Source organism: Chloroflexota bacterium (genome assembly GCA_014360825.1).
Taxonomy (GTDB): domain Bacteria; phylum Chloroflexota; class Anaerolineae; order UBA2200; family JACIWT01; genus JACIWT01.
The window spans coordinates 12,142-34,987 of record JACIWT010000003.1 but is presented as its reverse complement, the minus strand read 5'-3'; the positions used below and the strand labels follow the sequence as shown (position 1 = coordinate 34,987).

General features: G+C 53.4%; 17 protein-coding genes and 1 pseudogene. 6 read left to right on the top strand and 12 right to left on the bottom strand.

From position 1 onward, the window contains the following. Nucleotides 1-3: 3 nt before the first annotated feature. The 3 genes from H5T64_02650 to H5T64_02640 all read left to right on the top strand — a co-directional run bounded on the left by H5T64_02650 (nt 4) and on the right by H5T64_02640 (nt 6,466). Nucleotides 4-1,665 (top strand): alkaline phosphatase family protein, encoded by a 1,662-nt coding sequence (locus H5T64_02650; GenBank protein MBC7263239.1) that lies wholly within the window; start codon nt 4-6, stop codon nt 1,663-1,665. A 9-nt stretch (nt 1,666-1,674) separates the two neighbouring features. Beyond that, nucleotides 1,675-4,872 (top strand): glycosyltransferase family 39 protein, encoded by a 3,198-nt coding sequence (locus H5T64_02645; GenBank protein MBC7263238.1) that lies wholly within the window; start codon nt 1,675-1,677, stop codon nt 4,870-4,872. 154 nt (nt 4,873-5,026) lie between these two features. Continuing rightward, a complete protein-coding gene (locus H5T64_02640; GenBank protein ID MBC7263237.1) occupies nt 5,027-6,466 on the top strand; it encodes an O-antigen ligase family protein in 1,440 nt (479 codons plus the stop codon). A gap of 28 nt (nt 6,467-6,494) precedes the next feature. Here the strand turns inward: H5T64_02640 and H5T64_02635 are convergent, their stop codons facing one another. Together H5T64_02635 and H5T64_02630 are read right to left on the bottom strand one after the other, a co-directional pair. After that, nucleotides 6,495-7,805 carry a hypothetical protein gene (locus tag H5T64_02635; GenBank protein MBC7263236.1) on the bottom strand — a complete coding sequence of 437 codons (1,311 nt, stop codon included), beginning with the start codon at nt 7,803-7,805 and terminating at the stop codon, nt 6,495-6,497. 221 nt (nt 7,806-8,026) lie between these two features. Beyond that, nucleotides 8,027-9,907: a glycosyltransferase family 39 protein gene (locus H5T64_02630; GenBank protein MBC7263235.1), complete on the bottom strand. Its 1,881-nt coding sequence runs from the start codon at nt 9,905-9,907 to the stop codon at nt 8,027-8,029. A 95-nt stretch (nt 9,908-10,002) separates the two neighbouring features. On the opposite strand from H5T64_02630, the pseudogene H5T64_02625 reads away from it, so the two are divergent. Further along, nucleotides 10,003-10,747: pseudogene (locus H5T64_02625) on the top strand (DDE-type integrase/transposase/recombinase). 140 nt (nt 10,748-10,887) lie between these two features. Here the strand turns inward: H5T64_02625 and H5T64_02620 are convergent. The 5 genes from H5T64_02620 to H5T64_02600 all read right to left on the bottom strand — a co-directional run bounded on the left by H5T64_02620 (nt 10,888) and on the right by H5T64_02600 (nt 14,952). Beyond that, nucleotides 10,888-11,202: a hypothetical protein gene (locus tag H5T64_02620; GenBank protein ID MBC7263234.1), complete on the bottom strand. Its 315-nt coding sequence runs from the start codon at nt 11,200-11,202 to the stop codon at nt 10,888-10,890. A gap of 220 nt (nt 11,203-11,422) precedes the next feature. After that, nucleotides 11,423-12,334 carry a hypothetical protein gene (locus H5T64_02615; protein MBC7263233.1) on the bottom strand — a complete coding sequence of 304 codons (912 nt, stop codon included), beginning with the start codon at nt 12,332-12,334 and terminating at the stop codon, nt 11,423-11,425. Nucleotides 12,335-12,350: 16 nt separating this feature from the next. Next, a complete protein-coding gene (locus H5T64_02610; GenBank protein MBC7263232.1) occupies nt 12,351-13,079 on the bottom strand; it encodes a class I SAM-dependent methyltransferase in 729 nt (242 codons plus the stop codon). Then, the gene (locus tag H5T64_02605; GenBank protein MBC7263231.1) at nt 13,073-13,969 is read right to left on the bottom strand and encodes a class I SAM-dependent methyltransferase; all 897 of its coding nucleotides are present in this window, start codon (nt 13,967-13,969) and stop codon (nt 13,073-13,075) included. The genes H5T64_02610 and H5T64_02605 overlap by 7 nt, the downstream gene beginning before the upstream one ends. 56 nt (nt 13,970-14,025) lie before the next feature. Next, nucleotides 14,026-14,952: a glycosyltransferase family 2 protein gene (locus H5T64_02600; GenBank protein MBC7263230.1), complete on the bottom strand. Its 927-nt coding sequence runs from the start codon at nt 14,950-14,952 to the stop codon at nt 14,026-14,028. Between the two features lie 80 nt (nt 14,953-15,032). On the opposite strand from H5T64_02600, the gene H5T64_02595 reads away from it, so the two are divergent. Together H5T64_02595 and H5T64_02590 are read left to right on the top strand one after the other, a co-directional pair. Further along, a complete protein-coding gene (locus H5T64_02595) occupies nt 15,033-16,253 on the top strand; it encodes a glycosyltransferase family 4 protein (protein MBC7263229.1) in 1,221 nt (406 codons plus the stop codon). Beyond that, a complete protein-coding gene (locus H5T64_02590) occupies nt 16,250-17,449 on the top strand; it encodes a glycosyltransferase family 4 protein (GenBank protein MBC7263228.1) in 1,200 nt (399 codons plus the stop codon). Before H5T64_02595 ends, H5T64_02590 begins: the two co-directional genes overlap by 4 nt. Here H5T64_02590 and H5T64_02585 read toward each other — a convergent pair. The 5 genes from H5T64_02585 to pstS form a co-directional block, all read right to left on the bottom strand. Further along, the gene (locus H5T64_02585; protein MBC7263227.1) at nt 17,446-18,327 is read right to left on the bottom strand and encodes a glycosyltransferase family 2 protein; all 882 of its coding nucleotides are present in this window, start codon (nt 18,325-18,327) and stop codon (nt 17,446-17,448) included. The genes H5T64_02590 and H5T64_02585 overlap by 4 nt on opposite strands. 229 nt (nt 18,328-18,556) lie before the next feature. Then, nucleotides 18,557-19,327 (bottom strand): phosphate ABC transporter ATP-binding protein, encoded by a 771-nt coding sequence (gene pstB, locus H5T64_02580; protein ID MBC7263226.1) that lies wholly within the window; start codon nt 19,325-19,327, stop codon nt 18,557-18,559. Nucleotides 19,328-19,461: 134 nt separating this feature from the next. Further along, complete coding sequence (gene pstA / locus H5T64_02575; GenBank protein ID MBC7263225.1) at nt 19,462-20,331, bottom strand: phosphate ABC transporter permease PstA; 870 nt, start codon at nt 20,329-20,331, stop codon at nt 19,462-19,464. A gap of 80 nt (nt 20,332-20,411) precedes the next feature. Next, nucleotides 20,412-21,422, bottom strand: coding sequence for a phosphate ABC transporter permease subunit PstC (gene pstC / locus H5T64_02570; protein MBC7263224.1), 1,011 nt, complete (start codon nt 21,420-21,422; stop codon nt 20,412-20,414). 106 nt (nt 21,423-21,528) lie between these two features. Then, nucleotides 21,529-22,713 carry a phosphate ABC transporter substrate-binding protein PstS gene (gene pstS, locus H5T64_02565; protein ID MBC7263223.1) on the bottom strand — a complete coding sequence of 395 codons (1,185 nt, stop codon included), beginning with the start codon at nt 22,711-22,713 and terminating at the stop codon, nt 21,529-21,531. Between the last annotated feature and the right edge of the window lie 133 nt (nt 22,714-22,846).

Sequence of the window (22,846 nt, the reverse complement as noted above, 5' to 3'; positions counted from 1 at the left end):
AGTATGAAGAACGAACCCAAACCCCGTGTCCTCGTCATTGGCATCGATGGGGGCACCCTAGACTTGATACGACCTTGGGCAGAAAGGGGGAGTTTGCCCGCCCTAGCAGACCTGATAAAGGGTGGGGTGAGTGGGCCGCTGGAATCCACTATGCCACCAGTAACCTCCCCAGCCTGGCCGTCTTTCATGACTGGCAAAAACCCGGGCAAACACGGGGTCTTCGATTTCATTCGCAACAAGCAAGGCGATTTCACTTTAGTGAATGCCTCATCCATTGACGGCAAGACCCTCTGGGGCATTCTATCGGAGGCGGGGTACAAAGTCGGCGTCATGAACGTGCCGGTAACTTATCCGCCGTCGCCGGTGAACGGCTTTATGATCACCGGCTTGCTCTCGCCCCCGAATGCCGATCTGTGCCATCCACCTGGCTTCCTCAAGCCATACGAGGCTGAGTTAGGGCGCTACCGCATCGTGCCTCGTGTAGAGTACCGCGAAGGAGACGAAGAGGCACTTATCGAAGATTTGCTCGACCTAACACAAACCCAGGGGCGTTTCGCACTGCGAGTGATGGAGACACAGCCTTGGGATTTTCTGATGGTGCACTTCTTGGCGACCGACATTGCTCAGCATTCATTGTGGAGATTCATGGACCCAACCCATCCCCGACATAACCCAGCTGCAGCCGAGGAACTCAAGAGTGGCATCCAACGCGTCTATCAGGCTGTAGATAGGATGATCAATCTCATGAGGGAAAGACTCCCCACCGATGTAACTATCATTGTGATGTCAGACCACGGGTTCGGGCCACTACACTACATTGTCAACTTGAACAGTTACCTGCTCATGCTGGGCCTATTAAGACTCAAGAACAGGCCTACAACCCAACTGCGTTGGACAGCCTTCCGCATGGGCTTGAGCCCGGCGCACGCCTATGAATGGATCGCGCGCCTGGGCCTGCAGAATCTGACTTGGAAAGTGTCTAAAGAACAGCGCAACCGCATCATCAGCCGGTTTCTCTCGTTTGAGGATGTGGATTGGTCACGAACAAAGGCCTATTCAATGGGTCACGTTGGCCAATTGTATGTGAATCTGAAGGGGCGCGAACCACACGGGATTGTCGAGCCTGGCGCAGAGTACGAAGCAGTACGAGAATACCTCATCGCAGCATTACGTGAACTTCGCGACCCTCACACGGGCAAGCCTATCGTGGATCGCATACTACGGAAAGAGGAGGTTTGCTCTGGCCCCTACTTCGATCGCAGCCCCGACTTATATGTGGTCATGGACGGCTACCGCTATATCTCCTTCCCCCTCTTTGCCAGCCGCGTCGATGTGATCACACAGCAGATCCGTGGCGACTCAGGCAGCCATCGACAACATGGGGTGTTCATTGCCCATGGACGGCATATTCGCGCTGGGACGCAAGTAGCGGGCGCACGAATAGTGGATATTGCACCTACGATCTTATATAGCATGGGAGTGCCTGTGCCTGATGATATGGACGGGCGTGTGCTAACCGAGATATTCGAACCCGGTTACAGCCTCTCGCACGCGATACAATACTCCAAAACCGAACCCGCACCCGCCATGACGGAATACACCATGAGTGCGGAAGAAGAACAAGAAGTTCTCGACCGGCTAAGGGATCTTGGATACCTAGGTTAGCGAAGGCTCATGCGGACTCTTACTGAACGCTGGCAGGAATGGTGTATTTGCCTGGGACTATTTTCTCTAAGTCTCCTCACACGTGCGATCTCGCCGGCGGTCTTCATCACGTGGGATGAACTAAAGTGGGTTGATCGCTCAGCCAAGTTCCTGGGCGCGCTCACTCGAGGTGATTTTGCTGCGACCGCCCTGGCTGGCCACCCCGGCATCACCACAATGTGGATAGGCAGCCTTGCCATTTCGCTAACGAACATGCTCCATCCCACCCTTAAAGCCGGGGATTGGCTTGTCTCGTCCCCGAGCCTGGACCCTTACAACGCAGCCGCGATGAAAACCCTTGACGCCTACCTGCCTGCCGCGCAAGTAGCCATAGCCATTGTGCTTTCGCTCACTTTAGTTGGTATCTATGTCCTATCGCGCCGCTTGTTCGGCCACTCTATAGCGTCGCTGGGCACTTTGTTACTGGTTTTTGAGCCCTTTCATATCGCCCTCTCCCGTGTGCTACACGTGGATGCCTTGGCCGCTTCTTTCATGGCGTTATCGGCACTTGCCAGCCTCTGCTACTTGCGACCTCCACACTCTCGCAGCGATATGCTTTTCGCCGGAGCCATGGCCGGACTAGCCGTGTTAACCAAGACGCCGGCGGCTTTTCTCATAGTGTTTGTGGGTCTTACTGCTTTTGTATTTCAGCGTGAGAAAATGGCCTGGCGAGAACGGGCACTTTTCGTGCTCCAGGGTTGGGGCACTTGGGGGTTGGCTGCTGCTCTTGTCTTTATTCTGCTTTTCCCGGCTATGTGGACATCACCAGCCACTGCCCTTACGATGGTGTTGGGCACTGCGTCACATCATGCCTCGACCCCCCACTTAGCCGGCTTTTTTATGGGCAAACAGGTAGACACTGACCCGGGTATATTTTTCTATCCGATAGCCCTGCTCTTCCGCCTTTCGCCGCTAACGCTCCTGGGAGTGATCTTGTCGCCCCTCTACCTCGCCAAACAGAAAGAACAGCGGTGGGTCGTTAGCGCCTTGCTGATCTACATTTTGCTCTTCGTTCTTATCATGACCCTGGGAGCAAAGAAATTTGACCGATACTTGACGCCCATTTTCCCCGCGCTGGCAATGCTATCTGGGATCGGCTGGGGAGCGGCTGGGCAATGGGTGAAGAAAATGGCCCATTTACCGAACGCTATAATGGTCTTGGCGCTCATTGGTACACAAGCGCTTCTCGCCCTGCCACTCCATCCCTATTATCTGGCTTATTATAACCCTCTCGTAGGTGGGCTACCGGAGGCCAGATGGGTTTTGCCTGTTGGTTGGGGGGAGGGTATTGACCAGGCGGTCGCTTATCTAAATGCCTTGCCCAACGCAACGGAGACGAGTGTGGCGACAGCGGCAGTGGTGAGTGTGGCTCCAAGGTTTGTCGGTAAGACGCTGCCGTTAGATGAAGCGGGGTTGGTCAACGCAGATTACGTCCTCTTTTACATTTCTGATGAACAGACTCATTCGCCACTGTTAGAGGCATTCAAGGAGTCTGAGGTGACGCCTTTCACCGTACAACTCTTCGGCACTGAATACGTCTGGGTGTACCCGAACATCGTCGGGCAAGAGGCATTGTCCCTCCTACAAGAGCAAACCACCGCCAGTGACCTAATCCTGTTAGGCGCACCATCGCGCATCGTCCGGCACTACCAGGGTCCTGCTGCCTTGTACACAGTTCCCTCCGCTGATGAGAACGCATTGGCACAGATATTGAACCTATGGACAGAGAACCGCAAGCGGATCTGGCTGATTGATTACGGCAACACCACTCTCCTACGTTTGTTGGATACACACGCGCTCCTATTGGAAGAACACGTCTTTCTTCATACCCGATTGCGCTTGTACCAATTGCGTGAGGGAGCAGTGTTCCAACCACTATTGGCAGACCGCCATGCGGAAATAGCATTTGGTGACCATCTGCGCCTGGAAGCGTATGGCCTGAGTGCCACAAGTGCGGAGTACCGCCAAAGTTTGGGGGTTGCCCTGCGCTGGCACAGTGACGGCGCGTTGGACGGCGACTACAACGTTTTTCTGCACTTAGTGGACGAAGCCGGGCGCAAGTGGGCACAGGTTGATGCGCCCATCTTGGACACCAATGGGAACCCTTCATCAGCCTGGGTCTTGGGCACACAAGCCGAGGGGACATATACCCTAGCGCTCATGCCAGGTGTGCCACCTGGAAAGTACCGGCTCGTCCTGGGCGTGTATCGCCCAGCCGATAACCATCGCCTGAACGTGTTCACCACAGGAGGAACAGGCACAGGGACAGCATGGCTGGTGGGAGAGATCAAGGTCCGGCCCGCAACCGTGCCGGCGACGTTGGAAGAATTGGCACCGCCCAACGCAATGCATGAAATGATAGGGCCAGAACTGGCATTGGTCGGCCACACATTGGCTGGGGCCCACGCCATAGCCGGGCAAAAACTCACGGTCTGGTTGTACTGGGAGGCGCAGGAAAGGCCCTCCACCGACTATAAAATTAGGCTCACTTTGCGTGATCAGGACGGACAAATATTGGGTCAGTCGCTATGGCCAGTAGCAGGACTAGAGTATCCGACAACATCGTGGCCACAGGGAGAGCGGCTGCGTGTACCATACCGCCTACCTGTAGCGCCGAACGCATCGCCCGGAGAAGGAACATTATTCATTAACCTCCAACGGGGGGATGGCACTATGGTTCTTAGGGAGGATCTGTCATTGCTGAATGTGCCAGTCGAACCTCGCCAATATCTATTCCAAATGCCCCCCATTCAACACCCCATATCGGCACAATTGGGCGAGAGTATCACCTTTTTGGGCTATGACCTGGCTACATCCTCGGTCAAATCGGGCGAGGTACTAGAAGTTACATTATATTGGAAAGCGCTGGCGGACATCGGCGAAGATTACAAAGGCTTCGTGCATCTCCTGGATACCACAGGTATCCTGCGCGCCCAACGGGACACAGTTCCCCAAAATGGGGCACGACCCACGAGTGGCTGGATCGCAGGAGAAATCGTTGTGGACCATTATGCGTTACCCATCGGCGTGGATGTTGTGCCCGGCGTATATACCCTCGAGGTCGGTTTGTACAATGAGGCAACGGGTATGCGTCTGCCCGTGCAGGTAGGTGGCAGTGACATCCCTGAGCGACGCATTTTGCTTGGAACGGTGGAAATTCAGCCATAGTATCACATCCATTCCAAACGCCTTTTGGCTAAGAATTCGCATTGTGCTATCATTGCCTTTGGAAGAAGTCGTGGGAAATTAGTGGATGGAAAGCAGCGCCTTTCGACAACGTCTCGAAGATTGGTTAGTTACAAGCAGGGGGAACCGCAAACTTGTGGCCACCATCATCTTTTGCTTAGTGGTGGGGATGATAGGTGGTGCGGTCATGGCTTTCCTGGGCCCGATACTCACCGCTGTCTTTGTCATGGGGCTTGTCGCGGGCGGACTCATACTGCGCAATACGCAGTTCGGGATATTCGCGCTAGTCGCCGTAGTCTGCCTGCTACCGTTTGCTGCCATCCCCCTGCCCGGCAATTTTCCCTTTACCCCCACCCTCTTGGATATCGCTCTTGCGGCGCTGTTCTTCGTGTGGCTGATGAAAATAGCAACTGGCCGGCAGGAGACTTTCGGTGGAACAATCTTGGGGCTCCCGATCTTCGTGTTTCTTCTCCTATCCATTGCATCATTCCTAGCGGGCTTATCTCATGCTTTGCCCACACTTAACGTAGCCCGTCAGTTCGGGGAGTTTCTGCTGGCTATCAGCCTGTACTACGTCGTTGTCAATGTTGTGCGTGAGCCTGAGCAAGTGCAACAGGTTGTAAGCGTCATCATATTGGCGGGTTTCATGGCCGCACTCGTCGGCGTGGTCTTGTATTTCCTGCCTCAAGATTTGACCATACGGCTGCTATCCGTCCTCCGTGTCCTGCACTATCCATCAGGCAGTGACGTACTGCGTTTTATTGAAGATAACCCCGACTTGCCAATGCGTGCTACATCCACTTCCATCGACCCTAATGTCTTCGGCGGCCTATTGATTTTGGTGACGGTTATTACCGCCCCTCAACTTGTATCCGAAAAGCCCTTGCCTATGTTCTCCTGGCGGCGATTGCGCTGGCGGGGTATCAACCTGCTGACTGTTCCTGTGCTTGGCACAATGATCCTGTGCATGATGCTGACCTACTCTCGCGGAGCCTTCACAGGAATGGCATTGGGGCTCGTTTATCTGGGCGTTTTCCGCTACCGGAGACTTCTCATTCTCTTGGCCATCATCGCTCTCATCGCCTTATTCCTCCCCCAGACCCAGTGGTACATCCAGCGCTACGTCGAGGGAATACAAGGGGAGGACCTGGCCACCCAGATGCGCTTCGGGGAATACAAGGATGCGTTTATCCTCATCTCTCGCTACCCCATCCTCGGGGTGGGTTTCACAGGCACGCCAGACATCGACATCTATCTGGGGGTGAGCAATATGTACTTGCTCATCGCCGAACAATTGGGTTTGGTAGGTCTGGGATTATTCTCGCTCATCGTGGTGCTTTTCTTCGCACAGACATTTCGTTGGCTGCGTGCGGTGAGCGCGAATGAGGGGATCGCATCATTGCTGATCAGCCTACAAGCCGCAGTCGTGGGCGCTTTAGTGGGCGGGATTTTCGACCATTATTTCTTAAACTTCAATTTCCCCCATGCAGTGGCTACCTTCTGGCTTTTCATCGGTCTGACCATGGTCGTCGGGTCAATGGTGGGAGAGACAGAAGAAAAAGAGGCCACCCTGTAGGGTGGCCTCTTGGCGTTCGGGGAGATGCTTAGTAGTTGAAAGCCTCGTAGACCAGGAACATGTCGCCAGCCAGAGTGGCGTGGAGTTCGTTCACGATGGCCACGATTTTGCCACCGCCGCTTGCTGTCACCGTCGCTGAGCCCACATAACCACTGGCGATGCGGCCATTCTGAATCGATGTGTAGGCCTGACCGGGCGCCAGAGTGGCCGACTCCGTGACGGCGGAGTCCGAGTAAGCGACGTTGATTATCGTAGTGGTCGTGCCGGCGTTCATCACGCTGAAGCCGGTGAAGAAGCCAGCGTTCCGGTCCATGATCAGTGGCATAGAGACTTTGTCGGTGGCGCTGGCAGGGTTGAAACCACCGTAGGCTGCACCTTTGTTGGCACCGCCATTGAGTTGGTTCACGACAGCAACCAGCGGCTGTCCCTCGGGGTTGGTGACCTTGCCCGAGCCAATGAACCTCGAGGTCAGGAAGTTCAGGCAGAAGATCTTGGAGCCGCCCGCGGGGATAGTTTGGGTCTCAGTAGCGGGATCGCCCGCCAGGCTGGGCGTATACTCCAGCGTAACAGTTGCACTGGAGGCGCCGATGTTCATGATTGAGACACCAGTCACGTACCCGGCGTTCATGTGGTTGATGAGCGGCAACACAACCTCGGATGAACCGCCCAGGAAGCCATTGTACGTGAGCATGGTCCTGGCCGTGCCTGTGCCAACCTGGTTGACCGTGGCCACGATTGGTACGCCGTTGGTGCAGGTAACCTTGGCCGAACCGATGAAGACGCTGCCCAGGGCAGAAAGCGGGGCCTGGTCAAAGGTGCGCGCCGCGCCGGGCTTGATGGTGTAGGTGGTCGGATCGGTGTAGTTGTTGCCCGCTGGGCCAGCGGTATATCTCACAGTGACCATGGCATCGCTCGTGCCGGCGTTCTGGACGTTGAACCAGGTGTTGAACCCAGCGTTGTTGCGCATGATGAGGGGCAGGTACACTTCTGTTCCACCTGCGGTGAAACCGGCGTAACTCGATGCGTATTGGTTGACATTGCCCAGTTCGTTGCCAATGGCGGCGATAGGCTCGTTAGACGAAATGACCACCGAGCCATTGAAGCCATCAGGCACATCGGCCAAGGGGAAGAACGTCATCGAGGCGCCCGCGGGAATGGTCACCGTGCGTGTGGCTGCCACCGTGCCGTTCTGGTTGTAGAACGTGATAGTAACAGTGGCTATGCCAGTGCCCAGATTCTGGACCTGAAAACCAGTGTTGTACGTGATTTGCCCAAAGGCCGCCATAGGTGTAACCAACAACAGTACCAAGGCCAGGCTGATCACAAGTATCTTTTTCATACTCTCTGTTTCCTCCTGTTAGTCTGGATTTATAGTCTTTCGACAGACGAAAGTGATTCCCGATTGGGCCAGCGAATTTCTTCGCTACCACCCCCTTCCACGGGTAGGGTGAACAAAACCGGCTCACACCTTTATTATTATATTACTACACCTACGCTTCAATGTCAATAACCCCTTGGTAGTATTTGGGGTCGCTCCCTCTTTCGCTGTCTGAATGTGTGCTACATAGGCAATACATAATCTATCCTATATAACTCCAAAATGGCTCGTGGTTTCCCAAAAACGGGCCATAACTCAAAGGTATCCAAGTAGACTAATGGCCTGTTGATCTGTTCTGGTGTTGGCCAACTATCCTCAAGAGTCGTCTTTTCCCCCTCCCAATACCAATATATTGCTCTAAGATAATACTTTGGTCTGTACTTCTCCATAGCGTCCTTATTCATATCTTCGTAATTTTTCTCATTTGGTATCCACCACAAGGGTCTCAATTTATTCTCGAATGAGAGCTCATGCCCCAAAGGGCCAATAATCCACTCCCTCTCATTGCAAATCTTGGCCATTTCTGCGGAAGACTTTGTTATAGAGAAGGAAGGAAAGAATAAAGTGCAGGCTATTATGAGTGTGCAGAATACCACATAAATGCTTGAGACTATTGTTTTCAATAGAGAAGTGTGCTCTTTTACACCTCTAGTTAGCGATATAGATAACAATGTCGCAATTAAGATGACAAAACTTCTGGGGATTCTAGTGTAAAAGAACTCTATGATTGCACTGTTTCTATAAGTGAAATTTAATAACAATGCTAAAAACAGACTAAAGAGGGAAAACTGGGGCAAACATCTACCTATTGGGGCTCTATATTTTGGTTTAAGTGTAAATATGGTCGCATATAAAACTGCTGTAATGCTCGCCATCAAAAGGAGTATTCCTGTCAATGCTAATTCTGTTACTGTGGCATATTTAAGTGGTTCAATCATAGAAAAGAGCCTTGAAGGAAGCACAGGCTCTAACATTGACTTTAAATTTATATGATTCGATAACTCATAAACTGGATAGCGTAACAGGTTTAAAAAAGGCACTAGCAAAATAACGAATGTAAACAGGCCAATATGTTCCTTACCTGCAAAGTTAACTTTTTCATTCTTATCAAATACCATCGAACCGAATAATGTCAAGGGAATTATCAGAATCGTGAATCTTCTATCGTAAAAATCAGAAAACAGTACTCCGATTAGATAACCGAAAAACCAAGAGAAAGCCATCAGTTCTATCGCATCAAGACATTTTATATTCTGTTTAATATTCCCAAAAAATCTGAGAGCCTTTCTTTCTCTGAAATAGATTATTGATAATAGTGAGAGTAAGAAAATAGATGGTAAAGAGAAATATTGATTTGATGCAAAACGAAAAATGTGAGAAGGGATCAAGATTAAAGATAGTACACCTCTACCGGCCGAAAGCCCGTTCAGAGTCGATTTGAACATCGGAAAGAGCCGGATATAGTAAAAAAGCACTGTAGGTATTGCTATTAAAAAGACCCCAGCAAAATAGGTAAGAATGCCTCTAGAGTACGTCTCCTTTCTAAAGGACAGTGCCACGAAATAAAAAATTATAACAGGGAAAAAATAGACTGCAGTCAATTTGGAAAGAATTGCTAACATAAAACAAACTCCTGCTAGTAAATAATGAATATTGGATCTCTTTTTAGATGTTAGGAAAAAGAAACTGAGTAATAAGAAAAATATAACTAATGACTCTGGATGTCCGATTCTATTATACATAAAAAATGCGTTATTTATTGCCATAATGAAGGCCGCAATAACAGCCAATCTTTTATTGTATTCTCTTACGATAAGATACACCCCAAAAACAGATAGAATACCTGCTACTGCGGGCACTAATCTTGCACTAAACAAATGCACACCAAAGGATTTAAATGCAACAAATGATAAGAAAGCATATAGGGGTGCCATTGCCATGCTTGCAGTAAGATCATCCGATATCCACTCATCAAATAGGACCTTATTTCTGGCTTCGTATGCCCAATATCCCTCATCTCCAATATCGATTATGCCCTTAAATATAAAGGGGTCGGCATCCAAAAACAAGATTCTCGAAAATGTAAACACCAGCACTAAGATCAGAAGCATGTTCCCGAATTGTAGTGAACCCCTAAAACTGGACAGGTATGAAACGAATGTTTTGTAGTATACTGTCCAAGAGAAGGGGGTTGTCATGGGTAAACGACGCACGTACCTACTCTCCTGAGTTCAAGCTCAAGGTGATGCGTGATTCGCTGCAAGGCCACAAAAGCGATGCACAAATCTGTCGCGAGTACGAGATTGCGCCACCGAGGCTTTGCAAGTGGCGGCCCTTCTTGGAGCGAGCAGCGAGTATCTTTGCTGGTGTCGAGCCCCTCTCAGCGGAACAGCAACGCATCGCCGAGCTGGAACGCTTGGTAGGCCAGTTGACCATGGAGTTGTCGGCGTCAAAAAAGCCTCCAGATTTACATTCGCCTGCAGCGCGAGTTTATCTATCTGGCGGTGGCGGATATCTTCACGCGGGCTATTCGTGGCTGGGAGTTGGCTCGCCACCCGACCGAGGAATTGCCCAAAGCGGCTTTGGTACGTGCCTTGAGCCACCGTCGCCCTGAGATTCATCACTCGGACCAGAGCGTGCAGTATGCCGCAAACGGCTACACGGCCTTGCTGCACGAGGCCCGAGTGGAGAACAGCATGGCTGCGCGGGGCCAAGCGAGCGAGAATGCCTACGTCGAGAGATTGATTCGCACCTTGAAAGAAAAGGAGGTGTATCTGAACGAGTACGCAGATTCCCATGACGCTTACCAGCATATCCAGTGCTTTCTGGACGGCGTGTACATGCACAAGCGGGTCCATTCTGCCTTAGGCTATCTACCACCCGCCGAATTCCAGGCGCAGTAGGAAGCCCGGTCTATCCGTGTAAGTCCGGAAGGACCACCTGTGGATCCGCTGAAACTCTATGCCACTGATGCAAAGTATTCGGTTCCCAGGCCTAAAAGTGTCCATTCTAAGGGGGTCACTACACCCTGCTTTCTCTTATTCTACCTCAATCCCAATAACGATGGCAGGCCTCTCACTCGAACCAATGACCTTGCCTTGTAATCGCCAGCCAGGTAAACGCCCTGATTAAGGAGCACCCGCACATAGGCGTTGGTTTCCATGTCCACCACCATTTTGAAGATATGCCAGGGATTGTAATCACCTCTTAATAGCCCTGAGATAGCGATGGTGTAATGCACGTTGTCCGAGTGCCTTATAATGTAATTATACCGCAATGCGGCGATACAATTCCTCGTCATCGCGCGCCGCAGCGCGTGAGTACTCACACTGTAATAATCAAACGGGACGAGTGGCATCTGCTCACCGCTATCCTTGCCTAACTGCTCTGCCCACTCTTAAAGACGGATTGGGGCATATCTTCGATACGGGCGCTGGTGATCGCAGCAACGGCCTGAATAGACCATCGCACCCAAATCGTAATCCGATGCGGAGAGTTTCTCCCAGTAACCTGAGAGCAGATGAGGGCGAATGTTGTATTGCTTGTCTGATACCGAACTCTTCGTGTGTAAGATCCCTTCACCTGACTTCTACAGGGATCCTGGTCGCTATCAGCCCCCACGTTACCTCGTACACTGTCAGTACCAATCGCATCAGCAAAGCAATGATGGCCCCCACAGCGGTGGGCACGTAAGGGGTGAGGAGCAGCGCAAGTGTGACCTCTCTGATGCCCAGGCCGCTGGGACTAAAGGTAGCAAGCGCAGAGGCCACGCCAGAAAGCGTCCACGCAGCAATGAGACCAGGTAACAAGCGCACCTCCACGGTTGACACCGCATTGACGACTGCATACAGCATCACTCCACCCACTGCCCAGACTACTGCATAAATGAGTAGCCATGCTAGGGTGTCGCGGTAGCGCAGACCAGGCGGTGGCGATTGCCGCAACCTTACCAAGATGAAGGTCATGCTCCGTGGGTGGACGAGGACAAGCCCCAGCAAGAGCCCCACCAGGAGCGGCCAAGGGCCTATCTCCAATGGCAGATCACGTGCAAAGGGGAGGGCACAGAGTGCAGTGATAAGCCCAGCCACTATGATGACCACCAATTCCACGCCGCTTGCCACCGACGTGACAGAAATGGGCACACCCTCGCGCTCGTAAAAATAGACACGCCCTACAACATGCCACAGGAAACCAGGCAGTCGTCGCCCAGGGTTGGTCATACACCAAATCTTGGCGTTTAGACGCAGATCCGAACCAAGGTCAAAGTGTCGCATAATGTTATGCCAGCCTATCACTGCCAATCCCAGATCGAAGGTGTACACGAAGAACGAGGCGATCAGTGGACCGTAGCGTAATTCCCAGGGATACGATGCTAACTTAGCCCAGTTGGTGTAAATACTATAACCCAGGAAACCGAAACACGCCAAGGCAATCGGCACACCAAGCGCCACCTGGAGTATGCGGCGGTTGTTGGATTGCATTTTGCTCAACAATGTACACCCTCGCTTATTTGACCTTGTAGCAGAGATAAGCGAAACAATTCGCCAGATTGAGGGGCACAAAGGGAGAGAGCATCAATCGTGCCAGATGCTTGGGGTGGTGGAGGTACCAGCGCAGATCGGCTAAAGAACGCGGCATTTCCCTTTCCCACTTTAGCGTACGAACGACGTGGAAACCATTAGCCTCTAGTAAATCTTGCCACTCTGCGCGTGTTGCCGTGCGCTCGATAGGCTGCGACCCAATGTATACCCGGCCCGTGCGCCACACGTGCAGAAAGTTACCGAGCAAAGCAAATGTATTGGGCAAAAGGATCAATGCTCGTCCATTGTCGCGCAGTACCCGGGCCATCTCTCGCGTGCCACCTTCCATATCCAAGTAATGTTCCAAACTGCCAATGCTTGTCACGTAGTCGAACGTTTCGTCGGCGTAGGGCAAGGCTTCGCCATCCCCCACCACGAAATAGCCATCGTGAGTCCTGTAGCAGGCGGCACAGATGGCAACCGGCGAGAGGTCCACCCCGTGCGCGACGAGGCCCCGCCGGGCAGCGAGGCCCACGAGCACCCCTATACCACACGCCACGTCCAGTAGACGCTTACCTCGCTCAACACCAAGGAGATCCAAAACCCAGCGGTAAAAAGAGTCGGGCTGGCGGATACCTTCACCGGCGTAAATCTCATCATAGGCACGCTGACTATCTGCACTTTCGGAGATGTGTTCTTGACGTATCTCTAACACGTAGGTTCAACCTCCCCCGCATGGGTTGCAAACAGTGTCATTCCCGTAATCCTGTTAAGTCTCCCCAGCAGCGTGAACCAGGGCAAAGCCAACAACCTGATTAGTGGGGAGTAGAGGACATGTCTCAGCATCTGCTTTATGCTCTCGCTCCCCAGGTGTTCGTCCAGCCAAAAGGTGAGGCTGAGAGCAGAGGCGAGATAACCCCCTGTGAAACTACAAATGCGTTCGAGCCGATAGCCCGTCTTGATAAATAGGGCACGCGCAGTGTCGGGGGTGAAAACGTACAAGTGGCGCGGCGCGTCCAGCCCTACCCAGTAGCGACTGAAGAGGCGGGCATCGAGACTGTCGAGGTTAGGCATGCTGGCCACTAACAAACCACCAGGCACCAGAATCCGTCCGATCTCGCGCAGCGTCCTGGTTGGCTCATGTAAGTGTTCCAGCACATCCCACAATGTAACCACATCGAAGAACTTATCTGGGAAATGGGCGTCTGCCAGTTCCCCAGTGAACACATTTAACCCAAAACGGCGCCGAGCATACTCCGCGGCGTTGGCATTGACCTCGACGCCATAGACTTCCCAGCCATCGCGAGCGCGCATCGCGTTCAGGAAATTGCCCGTTGCGCATCCCAGGTCAAGCAGCCGTCCTCCAGACGGTTGAGCCGAGACCACAGCCCGGCATTTCTTGTAGATGCCATACATGCGGTCCAAACGATTCACAATCCCTGGCTCATCTTCAATGGCCCGGCTGAAGGCCACGTATTCATCAGGATAGTAGCGGGCCATCTCCTCTGGTGTGGGCCTAGGGTTCAGGTAAACGAGGCCGCACTGACGGCAGCGCACCAAGGTAAATATCTCCCCACGATTGAAGAAGCGATCTCGTTCCTCCATGAATAAAGCTGCATCATCCGCCCCGCATAGATCACAACGAATTTTTTCCATAAGCATCAACTTGTGCGAGCGGTATCCAGATCACAACCCCGTCCGGGAGGCAGCCAACCATCGCGCCAGCCGCGCAAAGTGGCCCGTGCCGCTGCACTATCGCCTCGCAAGAGGTCACGCGCGGCATTGCGTACAACACTGGCGAGAACTAACATATGGGTAAGGAGTGGATGTGGGCCATAGCGGTGTCGACGGTAGAATTGTACCCGGTATCTGGTCTTGTAATAACGTTGCGCAGGAGCCTGGTCAGAAGTGCTCCGCGACACCTTGTGCCACATGCGCGCGGAAGGTACGACTAGTACCTGGAAACCGGCTTCCTGGGCGCGACGACAGAAGTCACTATCTTCATAATACATGAAAAAGCGTGTGTCAAGCAAACCTATACGCTCAAACACCGCTCGTCGAACCAGCATGCCACAGCCAGTGACTAGATCCACTTTGCGTACCTGTTGGTACATCGGGCCGTCCGCACGATTCAAGCCCGGACTGACTGGCAGAGGCGCATACCAATGACACTCTGCCCCCAAGTTCCAGATGCGCGTGGGCTCATGATAATAGAGGATTTTGGGCGCAAGGATGCCTACAGTGCTATCTTTTTGTGCCTCCGCCACGAGCGCTTCCAGCAGACCAGGTTCCACAACGGCATCGTTATTCATAATGAACACATAATCGGCACTGTGCTCCAGAGCATAGGCAATGCCGACATTGTTGCCCCCCGCACAACCCAGGTTTTCCGTGTTGGCGATAAGCGGCACGTGAGGAAAGCGCTCACGAATAACACAGACAGATTCATCTGTGGAGGCATTGTCCACCACAACCACACAATATCGGGGATACGTCAACTGTTCGACAGATAGGAGAGCCTCGATAGTATCCGCCGCGCCATTCCAGTTTAAAATGACGATATAGACCAAAGGATAATCCGCAGACAATCTTACCGCCACCAGCCTTTGCTCGAATGTGAAGGCTATGCTATACTCATGTTGAACGAACCGCGTAAGAGTGTGAAACCATGCGCATCTGTATGTTAACGTCATCCTATCCGAAATCCCCAGGGGATGGGACAGCTCCGTTCATCGAATCCATCGCCACACACGTAGCAGCCCAGGGCCATGAAGTGCACGTGCTGGCCCCTTTTCACCCCGACATTCGCCGCAACCCCATCGAAGATGGCGTACACCTGCATTTTTTCCGTTACACACCGCTGCCAGGCCTATATCTTTGGGGCTATGCCTCGTCCCTCTCCGCCGACATCAGGGTGAAGCCCGCCATCTATCTACTCGCGCCCTTCGTAGTTACGGCAATGGCTCGCGCCCTTCATCAGTTACTGCATGATGCTCGACCTGAAATCCTGCATGCGCACTGGGTGATCCCCAATGCACCTGTGCCCGCATTTTTCGCCCGGCACAGGGATATTCCTCTCGTAGTCAGCCTACATGGCTCTGATGTATACTTGGCCGAGCGCTTGGCTCCCGTGGGAGCGGTGGCCCGGGTTTGCTTCAAAATCGCCGGGGCCATCACCGCCTGCAGTCAAGACTTGCGGGGACGGGCAGTGACCTTAGGTGCGGATCCCGCCAAGACCCGGGTGATCCCCTACGGCGTGGACACACAGCGCTTTACCCCAATGCAAGGGCCCCCTCCTTATCCGTGGTCCGATAGCCCGGTGATCCTAGCCATCGGGCGGCTGGTGCATAAGAAAGGCTTCGAATACCTGATCCGCGCTGCCCCCTTAGTACTAGCGGAACACTCAGACGCTCATTTTGTCCTGATTGGTGATGGCGACCTACGACCAGCGCTGGAGCGCGAGGCCAATGAGGTCGGCGTGAGCGAGCATATGCATTTCCTGGGAGCCATCCCTCACTACGATATACCTCGTTACCTGGCCGCATGCGACATCTTCGTTGTCCCCTCGGTACAAGATGAGAGCGGTAACGTAGATGGGTTGCCGAACACTCTCCTTGAGGGTATGGCCACGGGGCGGGCCGTTGTCGCCACTCGTGTCGCCGGCATCCCCCAAGTGATTCATGATGGTAGCAATGGACTCCTGATCCCACCCAGTGACCATGTGGCCTTGGCACGGGCTATCATCCGCCTGTTAGCCGCACCTCATCTCCGGACAGAATTGGGTCTGCGCGCCCGGCACACTGTTCAAGAACAATATTCCTGGGCCGATGTAGCGCGCCAGTTCGTGGATATTTACGAAGGTCTGGCCGAATCGCAGAGGTCACGGTGATCTATTTCCTTTACCCTCGGTTGGCCAAACTCACTGGCGCCGAGCGACACATCCTCAAGTTGGCCGAATACTTAGCGCGAGGGGGTCAACCTGTTACCATCGCGACTCACCAGTGCGTGCCAGCCTGTCGAGCGCTTGTGACCCCGAATGTAACGCTCGTTGAGACGGGGCACTGGAAGGACCGGACCACTAACCATTACCTGAAGGCGGCACTGGAATATCTGGCCTCACTACGCCTTGCAGAGTACATTGGACCGGAAGCGAGCGCTGCGTGTTTTTTCGGCGGCCCAGGACTACCGGGGCTGTGGTATGCCAAAGCAATTCGGCGCCTGCGCATCCCTTGCCTATACTACGCCTTCGAACCGCCGCGCTTTCTCTACCGAGACCGTGCCGAAATACCGACTCGCCTGGGCCCCCTGGGCCCGCTCGCAAACTGTTTATTCGCCCTCTATCGACACGCAGACCGACAAATGATCGGCTATGCCGATGCCATTCTCACGAACAGCGACTTCTCAAAGCAACAAATACGCGAGATCTACGGAATCGAAGCCTATGTCTCCACTTGCGGCTCAGACCTGGCTGACTCCGTTGACCCGAGCGAACTCACTGCCCTCAAGGCACGCTATCGGCTCTCAGAAAGCAGTGAAGTAATCCTCGCAGTGAATCACCTCCATCCCCGCAAGCGGCTCGACCTGCTACTGCGGGCAATGTCGCTGATCGTTCGCGAGCGCCCACAGGCAGTAGCACTCATTGTAGGGTCAGGCCCGGAAAACGAACGCCTGAAAGCACTATGCCAAGAACTCGAACTGGAGCCTTATGTGCGGTTTCCTGGCTTTGTCCTCGAAAGCGAACTGCCCGCCCACTATGCGCTGAGCGAGGTCTACGTTCACACTGCGCGGGAGGAATCACTGGGCTTGGTCCTCTTAGAAGCGGCAGGATTTGGGGTGCCCGTGGTAGCAGTGAACGAGGGTGGGCCCCGCGAGATCGTGTTAGATGGCCGCACTGGGTTTCTGGTACCAGCCACGCCCAAAGCGCTGGCCGCGCAACTTCTTTATTTGTTAAGCCACAAAGACATCGCCCGACAGATGGGCTGTGCGGGCATGAAATACACCCGAGAGAAATTTCAGTGGCAACGAGGGGCCAGGCAATTCATGGAGGTCTTGCAGACAGTGCCTCGCACCAGGAACTCCGGCTAGGATGGCCAACCTCGTCCCAAACGACTGGCACGAGCGATGAGATCCGCTAACAATCCCATGACGAAAATCTGGGTAGCAGTCGCTACCAGGATCACGGTCGAGGGTGCGAAGTGAAAGTGATACTTGAAGATATCGTATATCATTTTCACCCCGCCAATGGTGAAAAGTGCGGCGCTGACCGGTAGAAAAACTTTCAGGGGATTGAAATACACCACCGAGCGCAACACAAGCGATATATAGTTGTAGGTGTCACGAATTGGACGAAATGAGGAACGGCCCTTGCGTGCGTAGTAGTCAATGGGTATCCACTTCACGAAATACCCATCGCTCAGAAAAGCGATCGTGATGGTGCTCACCCAGGAGTGTGTGCTCGGCAGAATATGCAGCCATCGCAACGCGGATTCCCGCCTAAAGGCGCGGAACCCGGAGTTGAGATCGGGGATAGGCACATTCACCAGGTAAGATGCTAGTTTGCGGATGAAAAATTTGGCGGGCGCTCGTAGCCATGGTAGCGTGCCCCTCTCCTGCTTCCGAGCGCCGATCACCATGTCATACTGGTCAATGAACTCGAGGAGTCGGGGAATGTCCTGGTTGGGGTAGGTGCCATCCCCGTCGGTCATTACCACAACATCACCCTGGGCAGCCAAGAGGCCCGTGTTCCGTGCGGCACCCGTGCCCCGGTTGTAGGGATGCCGGATGAGTCGGACAGTGGGATATTGGCTCACAATCTCGGCGCTGCGATCGGTAGAGCCATCATCAACGACAATGACTTCGTAGCGGCCGCCCCATGCGTCCATCGTGCGAATAATCACATCCAGGTCATCAGCGATAGCCTTTTCCTCGTTGTAAATTGGGATCACGACACTAACAGTATTCATCCCTCGCTCACTCTGAGTAAACAATAGATAATCACAAACATTATACCTCAAAATCTATTGGGTCTACAAAAAGAAGTCAGCCCCGAGTGGATCTAGAGATCTGCTCGGGGCCAAGAAGACGATCACCTCACTAAACACTATCTCCCAAGACCACCTGCGTTCGTTGACATTCTCTCTCGTGTAATCGTCGAATCTCTCCTAACAAGCAAATCTGGGCCTGGTGGCAAAGTCAGCCGAAACGGCCTGTGATATAGTTTTCGGTGCGCTTGTCCTTCGGGTTGGTGAAGATTTCACTCGTTGGGCCATATTCCACTAACACACCGGAGCGATCCTTTTCCATTGTAAAAACAGCGGTGTAGTCGGACACGCGAGCTGCCTGCTGCATATTATGGGTAACGATGACAATGGCGTAGTCCCGCCGGAGTTCCCGCATCAGGTCCTCAATACGCAATGTGGCGAAGGGGTCAAGAGCCGAGCAAGGTTCGTCCATTAGGATGACCTCGGGTTCCACAGCCAAAGCCCGAGCAATGCACAAACGTTGTTGTTGCCCACCGGAAAGGGCTAAGGCGGGCTGATGAAGTATGTCTTTTACCTCGTCCCATAGTGCAGCGCGACGCAGGCTGGCTTCGACCAATTCCTTCAACGCCCCACCGCGTACTCCATACAAGCGAGGACCATAGGCGACATTGTCGAAAATGGACTTAGGGAACGGGTTAGGCTTCTGCCAAACCATACCGACGCGCCGACGGACCTCTACCACATCCACGCCGGGGCCATAGATGTTTTGATTGCCAAGCCACACGGTTCCCTCGAGCCGTGACCCAGGAATGAGGTCGTTCATACGGTTGAGAGCACGAAGTAGTGTCGATTTGCCACAGCCCGATGGCCCTACAATGGCTGTGATTCTCCGATCTAAGATTGTCAGACTCACATCACGTAGCGCGCAGAAATTACGGTAGTAGATCGAGACGTTGTCTACCCGCATTTTCTCACCAGCCATCACGGCGGTCGCTACATCCTCACAGTGATAGGATAGGGGCTGAACTAAAACAAATAGTTGCCCCTTTCGTTCTATTGCCCTCTCCATGAGATTTTAAACCCCCTCTTTTAGAATCATCTTGCTTTCGAGGCCCGTTATCCTTTCAAACGCGACATGCGCCGCTGTATCCATATCCGCACAAACACGTTGACGGACAAGACAAAGGTCATCAGCACCAAGGCAACAGCCCACGATTGGGCGATGCGCTCGGGGTAAGGCTGCTGTGCGTATTTCCACAAAGTCAGTGGCAACGCATCCACCGGCTGGCCGATGACGCCAGAGATAATCTGCCCCGCACTCATTCCTGCCGCAATACCTTGACGGATGATTTTGCTGATCTCGTAACGGTCATTACCCAATGCCGTGAACAACAAGGGTGCAGTCTCGCCAGCTGCCCGCGCCATCGCCAGTAGAAACCCTGTGATAATGCCCTCGATCGCCGCTGGCATCAACACTTTGAGAGAGGTTTTCCATTCCGGCGCGCCAAGCCCTAATGAGGCCTCACGCAGGCTGCGGGGCACCAACTTGAGCATTTCTTCTGTAGTGCGGACAATTGTCGGCAACATAATAATCGCCAGTGCCACTCCACCCGCCAGCGCGGAGAAGTGCCCTTGCGATTTCACAACCACCGTGTAACAAAATAATCCTATCACAATGGAGGGCACGCCAGCCAGTACATCTGTGCCGAAACGTACAGCAATGGCAAGAGAAGCATTGGAATGTTCAGCAACGTAAAAAGCCGCAAGTACACCAATAGGGATAGCAAACAAGGTGGCCAGACCAACAAGTAGCAACGTACCCTCGATCGCATGTAGTATGCCGCCGCCTTCTACACCCATCGGTTTGGGGAGCTGAGTGAAGAACGCTGGGTTCAGGTAGCGACCACCTTTTGCCATTACATAGGTCACAATCCATACCAATGGCACAAACGCCAATGCGGTCACCAAACCCATCAGAAACATCATGAACCTGTTGCTGAAGCATCGAGCACGATATCGCGCTCTGGGGTTGAGTAAGCCTGATCTTGTCCTCAGCAAAGTGCCATTCATGCGCACGCCTCCTGTGGGATTCGTCGGGCGACGCTCCACACGAGCAACCGGGCTATCGCATTCAATAGGAGGGTCATCGCAAACAAAATGAGCCCTATCTCGAGCAGAGCGCTCGAGTGCAGTGTACTGACTGCTTCTGCAAACTCGTTCGCAATCACACTGGCCATTGTGGAGCCGGGGCGCAAAAGCGAAGATGTGGGTTCTAGACTGTTGCCTATTACCATGGTCACCGCCATTGTTTCGCCGAGCGCTCGGCCCAAGCCCAAAAGTATAGCGCCGAGGATACCGGAAAGTCCGTAGGGGATGAGCACTTGCGAGATCGTCTCCCATTGTGTCGCGCCGAGGGCGAGTGAGGCCTCGCGTTGTGCTCGCGGAATGGCCAGCAACACATCCCGTGAGACAGCCGAGATCGTGGGAAGAATCATGATCGCGAGGATGAAGCCAGCACCCAGTCGACTGAGGCCTGAGAGCGGCACGGGTCCCGAGAAAAGTCCGTCGAGAATCGGGAGGGTTCCCAGAGCGCTTTCCAGCCATTGACCAATTGGGGTTACAACCGTTGGCAAGAATACAAACATGCCCCACAGACCGTAGACAACACTAGGGACCGCAGCCAGTAATTCGATAAGGAGGCCCAGGGGTGTGCGCAGCCAAGCAGGGCAAAGTTCGGTCAGGAAAATGGCCACACTAATGCTCACCGGCACTGACAGAACCACTGCGATAAGCGATGTCACCAGCGTACCGTAGATGGAGGGCCAGGCCTCGAACTTGTCCAGCACTGGGTTCCACGACGCATCTTGGGTAGGAGCGAGGAACTGCCAACCGAAAGCGACCTGGGCTGGTCGAGATTGTTGCCACAGTGATACTCCTATCGCCACCACTACCAATAGGATACAGAGCGCCATCACAAAGGTCAACAGCCGCCAGGGGGTGTCACCGTGGTGGAGCCATCGACCAAAAGCGGCAAATGGCCCGTTCACTTTCCTCAGCGTTCTTTGAGAAACTGACATCGCGTGACTCCCTCACTTGTGCACGTCTGGGGATAGCCCCGCCACACGCCGCGGGGCTATCCCAACATATCGGTGCATTTGTATTTCTTTTCGATCAATGGAGCGTTTACTCACTGGACAGCACAGGCTGACCGTTGCATTTCACCTCTTGCAGTTTGGAGAGTACCAGATCGCGAACCGCTTCAGGTATGGTGGCATATCCCAGGTCCGCTGCACGCTTGGCCGCGCCAGGATCGGTCAAAGACCACCGAATGTAGTTGAGTAACGCCTTGGCTTTAGCACAATCCGACTGCTCCATAGTTATGATGAGGTAAGTGTAGCCGCAGATAGGCCAGGAATATGGGCCCTGGCCATTGCTGATGCTTTTGATGGTGAGCCTTTCGTCGAAGGCTGTGCCGAAGTCCGACATGGCAGACTGAAGAGTCTCAGCATTGGCTACCACTACGTTGCCGGCGGCATTCACCATCTTGGCAAACGGAATATTGTTCGAGACCGCGTAGCTCAGTTCGACGTAGCCAATGGAGTTGGGCGTGTTCTGCACCGCCGCAGCGACTCCTGGATTACCTTTGCCTCCGATGCCATTCCCTGCTTTGTCCACTGGCCATTCCACAGCCTTACCAGCGCCGACGCTGTTTTCCCATTCATCACTTACACCTGCTAGTGCAGTAGTGAAAATCTCAGTGGTGCCAGAGCCATCGGAGCGGTGCACGGCAGTGATGATCGCATCTGGGAGTTTGTCCCTCAGGTCTGGATTTAGGGCCGCAATTTTCGGATCGTTCCATTTCGTGACCTTGGCCATGTAGATGTCAACGAGTGTTGGTATATCCAAGATCAGGTCTTGGATAGGCTCGCCATCTTTCCCGATAAGGTTGTAGATAGGAACTACAGCACCCGCGAGGATAGGCAGCATCTGCAAATCTGGTTTTTCGGCATAGTCTTCCTCTTTCAAGAGCGAGTCAGAACCAGCGAAGTCCACGGTCCCGTCCTTGATCGCCTTAATTCCACCGCCAGAACCAATGCCTTGGTAATTGATCGTTACAGAAGGATCAACATACTGGTAGGCGAAAATCCACTCCGTATAGATTGGCCACGGGAAAGTTGCACCAGCACCGTTCAAGGCAATGGAACCGGGAGCAGGCTTTGGCTCCGGCGTCGGTGTGACAAGCCCCTCGATGACGCGGGGGGTCTGGGTTGGGACGGCCGAGGTTGGTGTGGCAGCGGGGCCGCATCCCGCAACAAGGCCGAGCACTACAAATGCGACCAGACCTATTCGTACGATCTTGTGAAACATTGTTCTGTTTCCTCCTCACTGTGTGTTTGCACGATTTTTGATCCAGTTGTTCTTTTGGCAACACCATCATATCACTGTACATTTAAATGCCGTTTAACTGTTTTTTAATTCGTCCTTAAATTTGTGTTAAGTC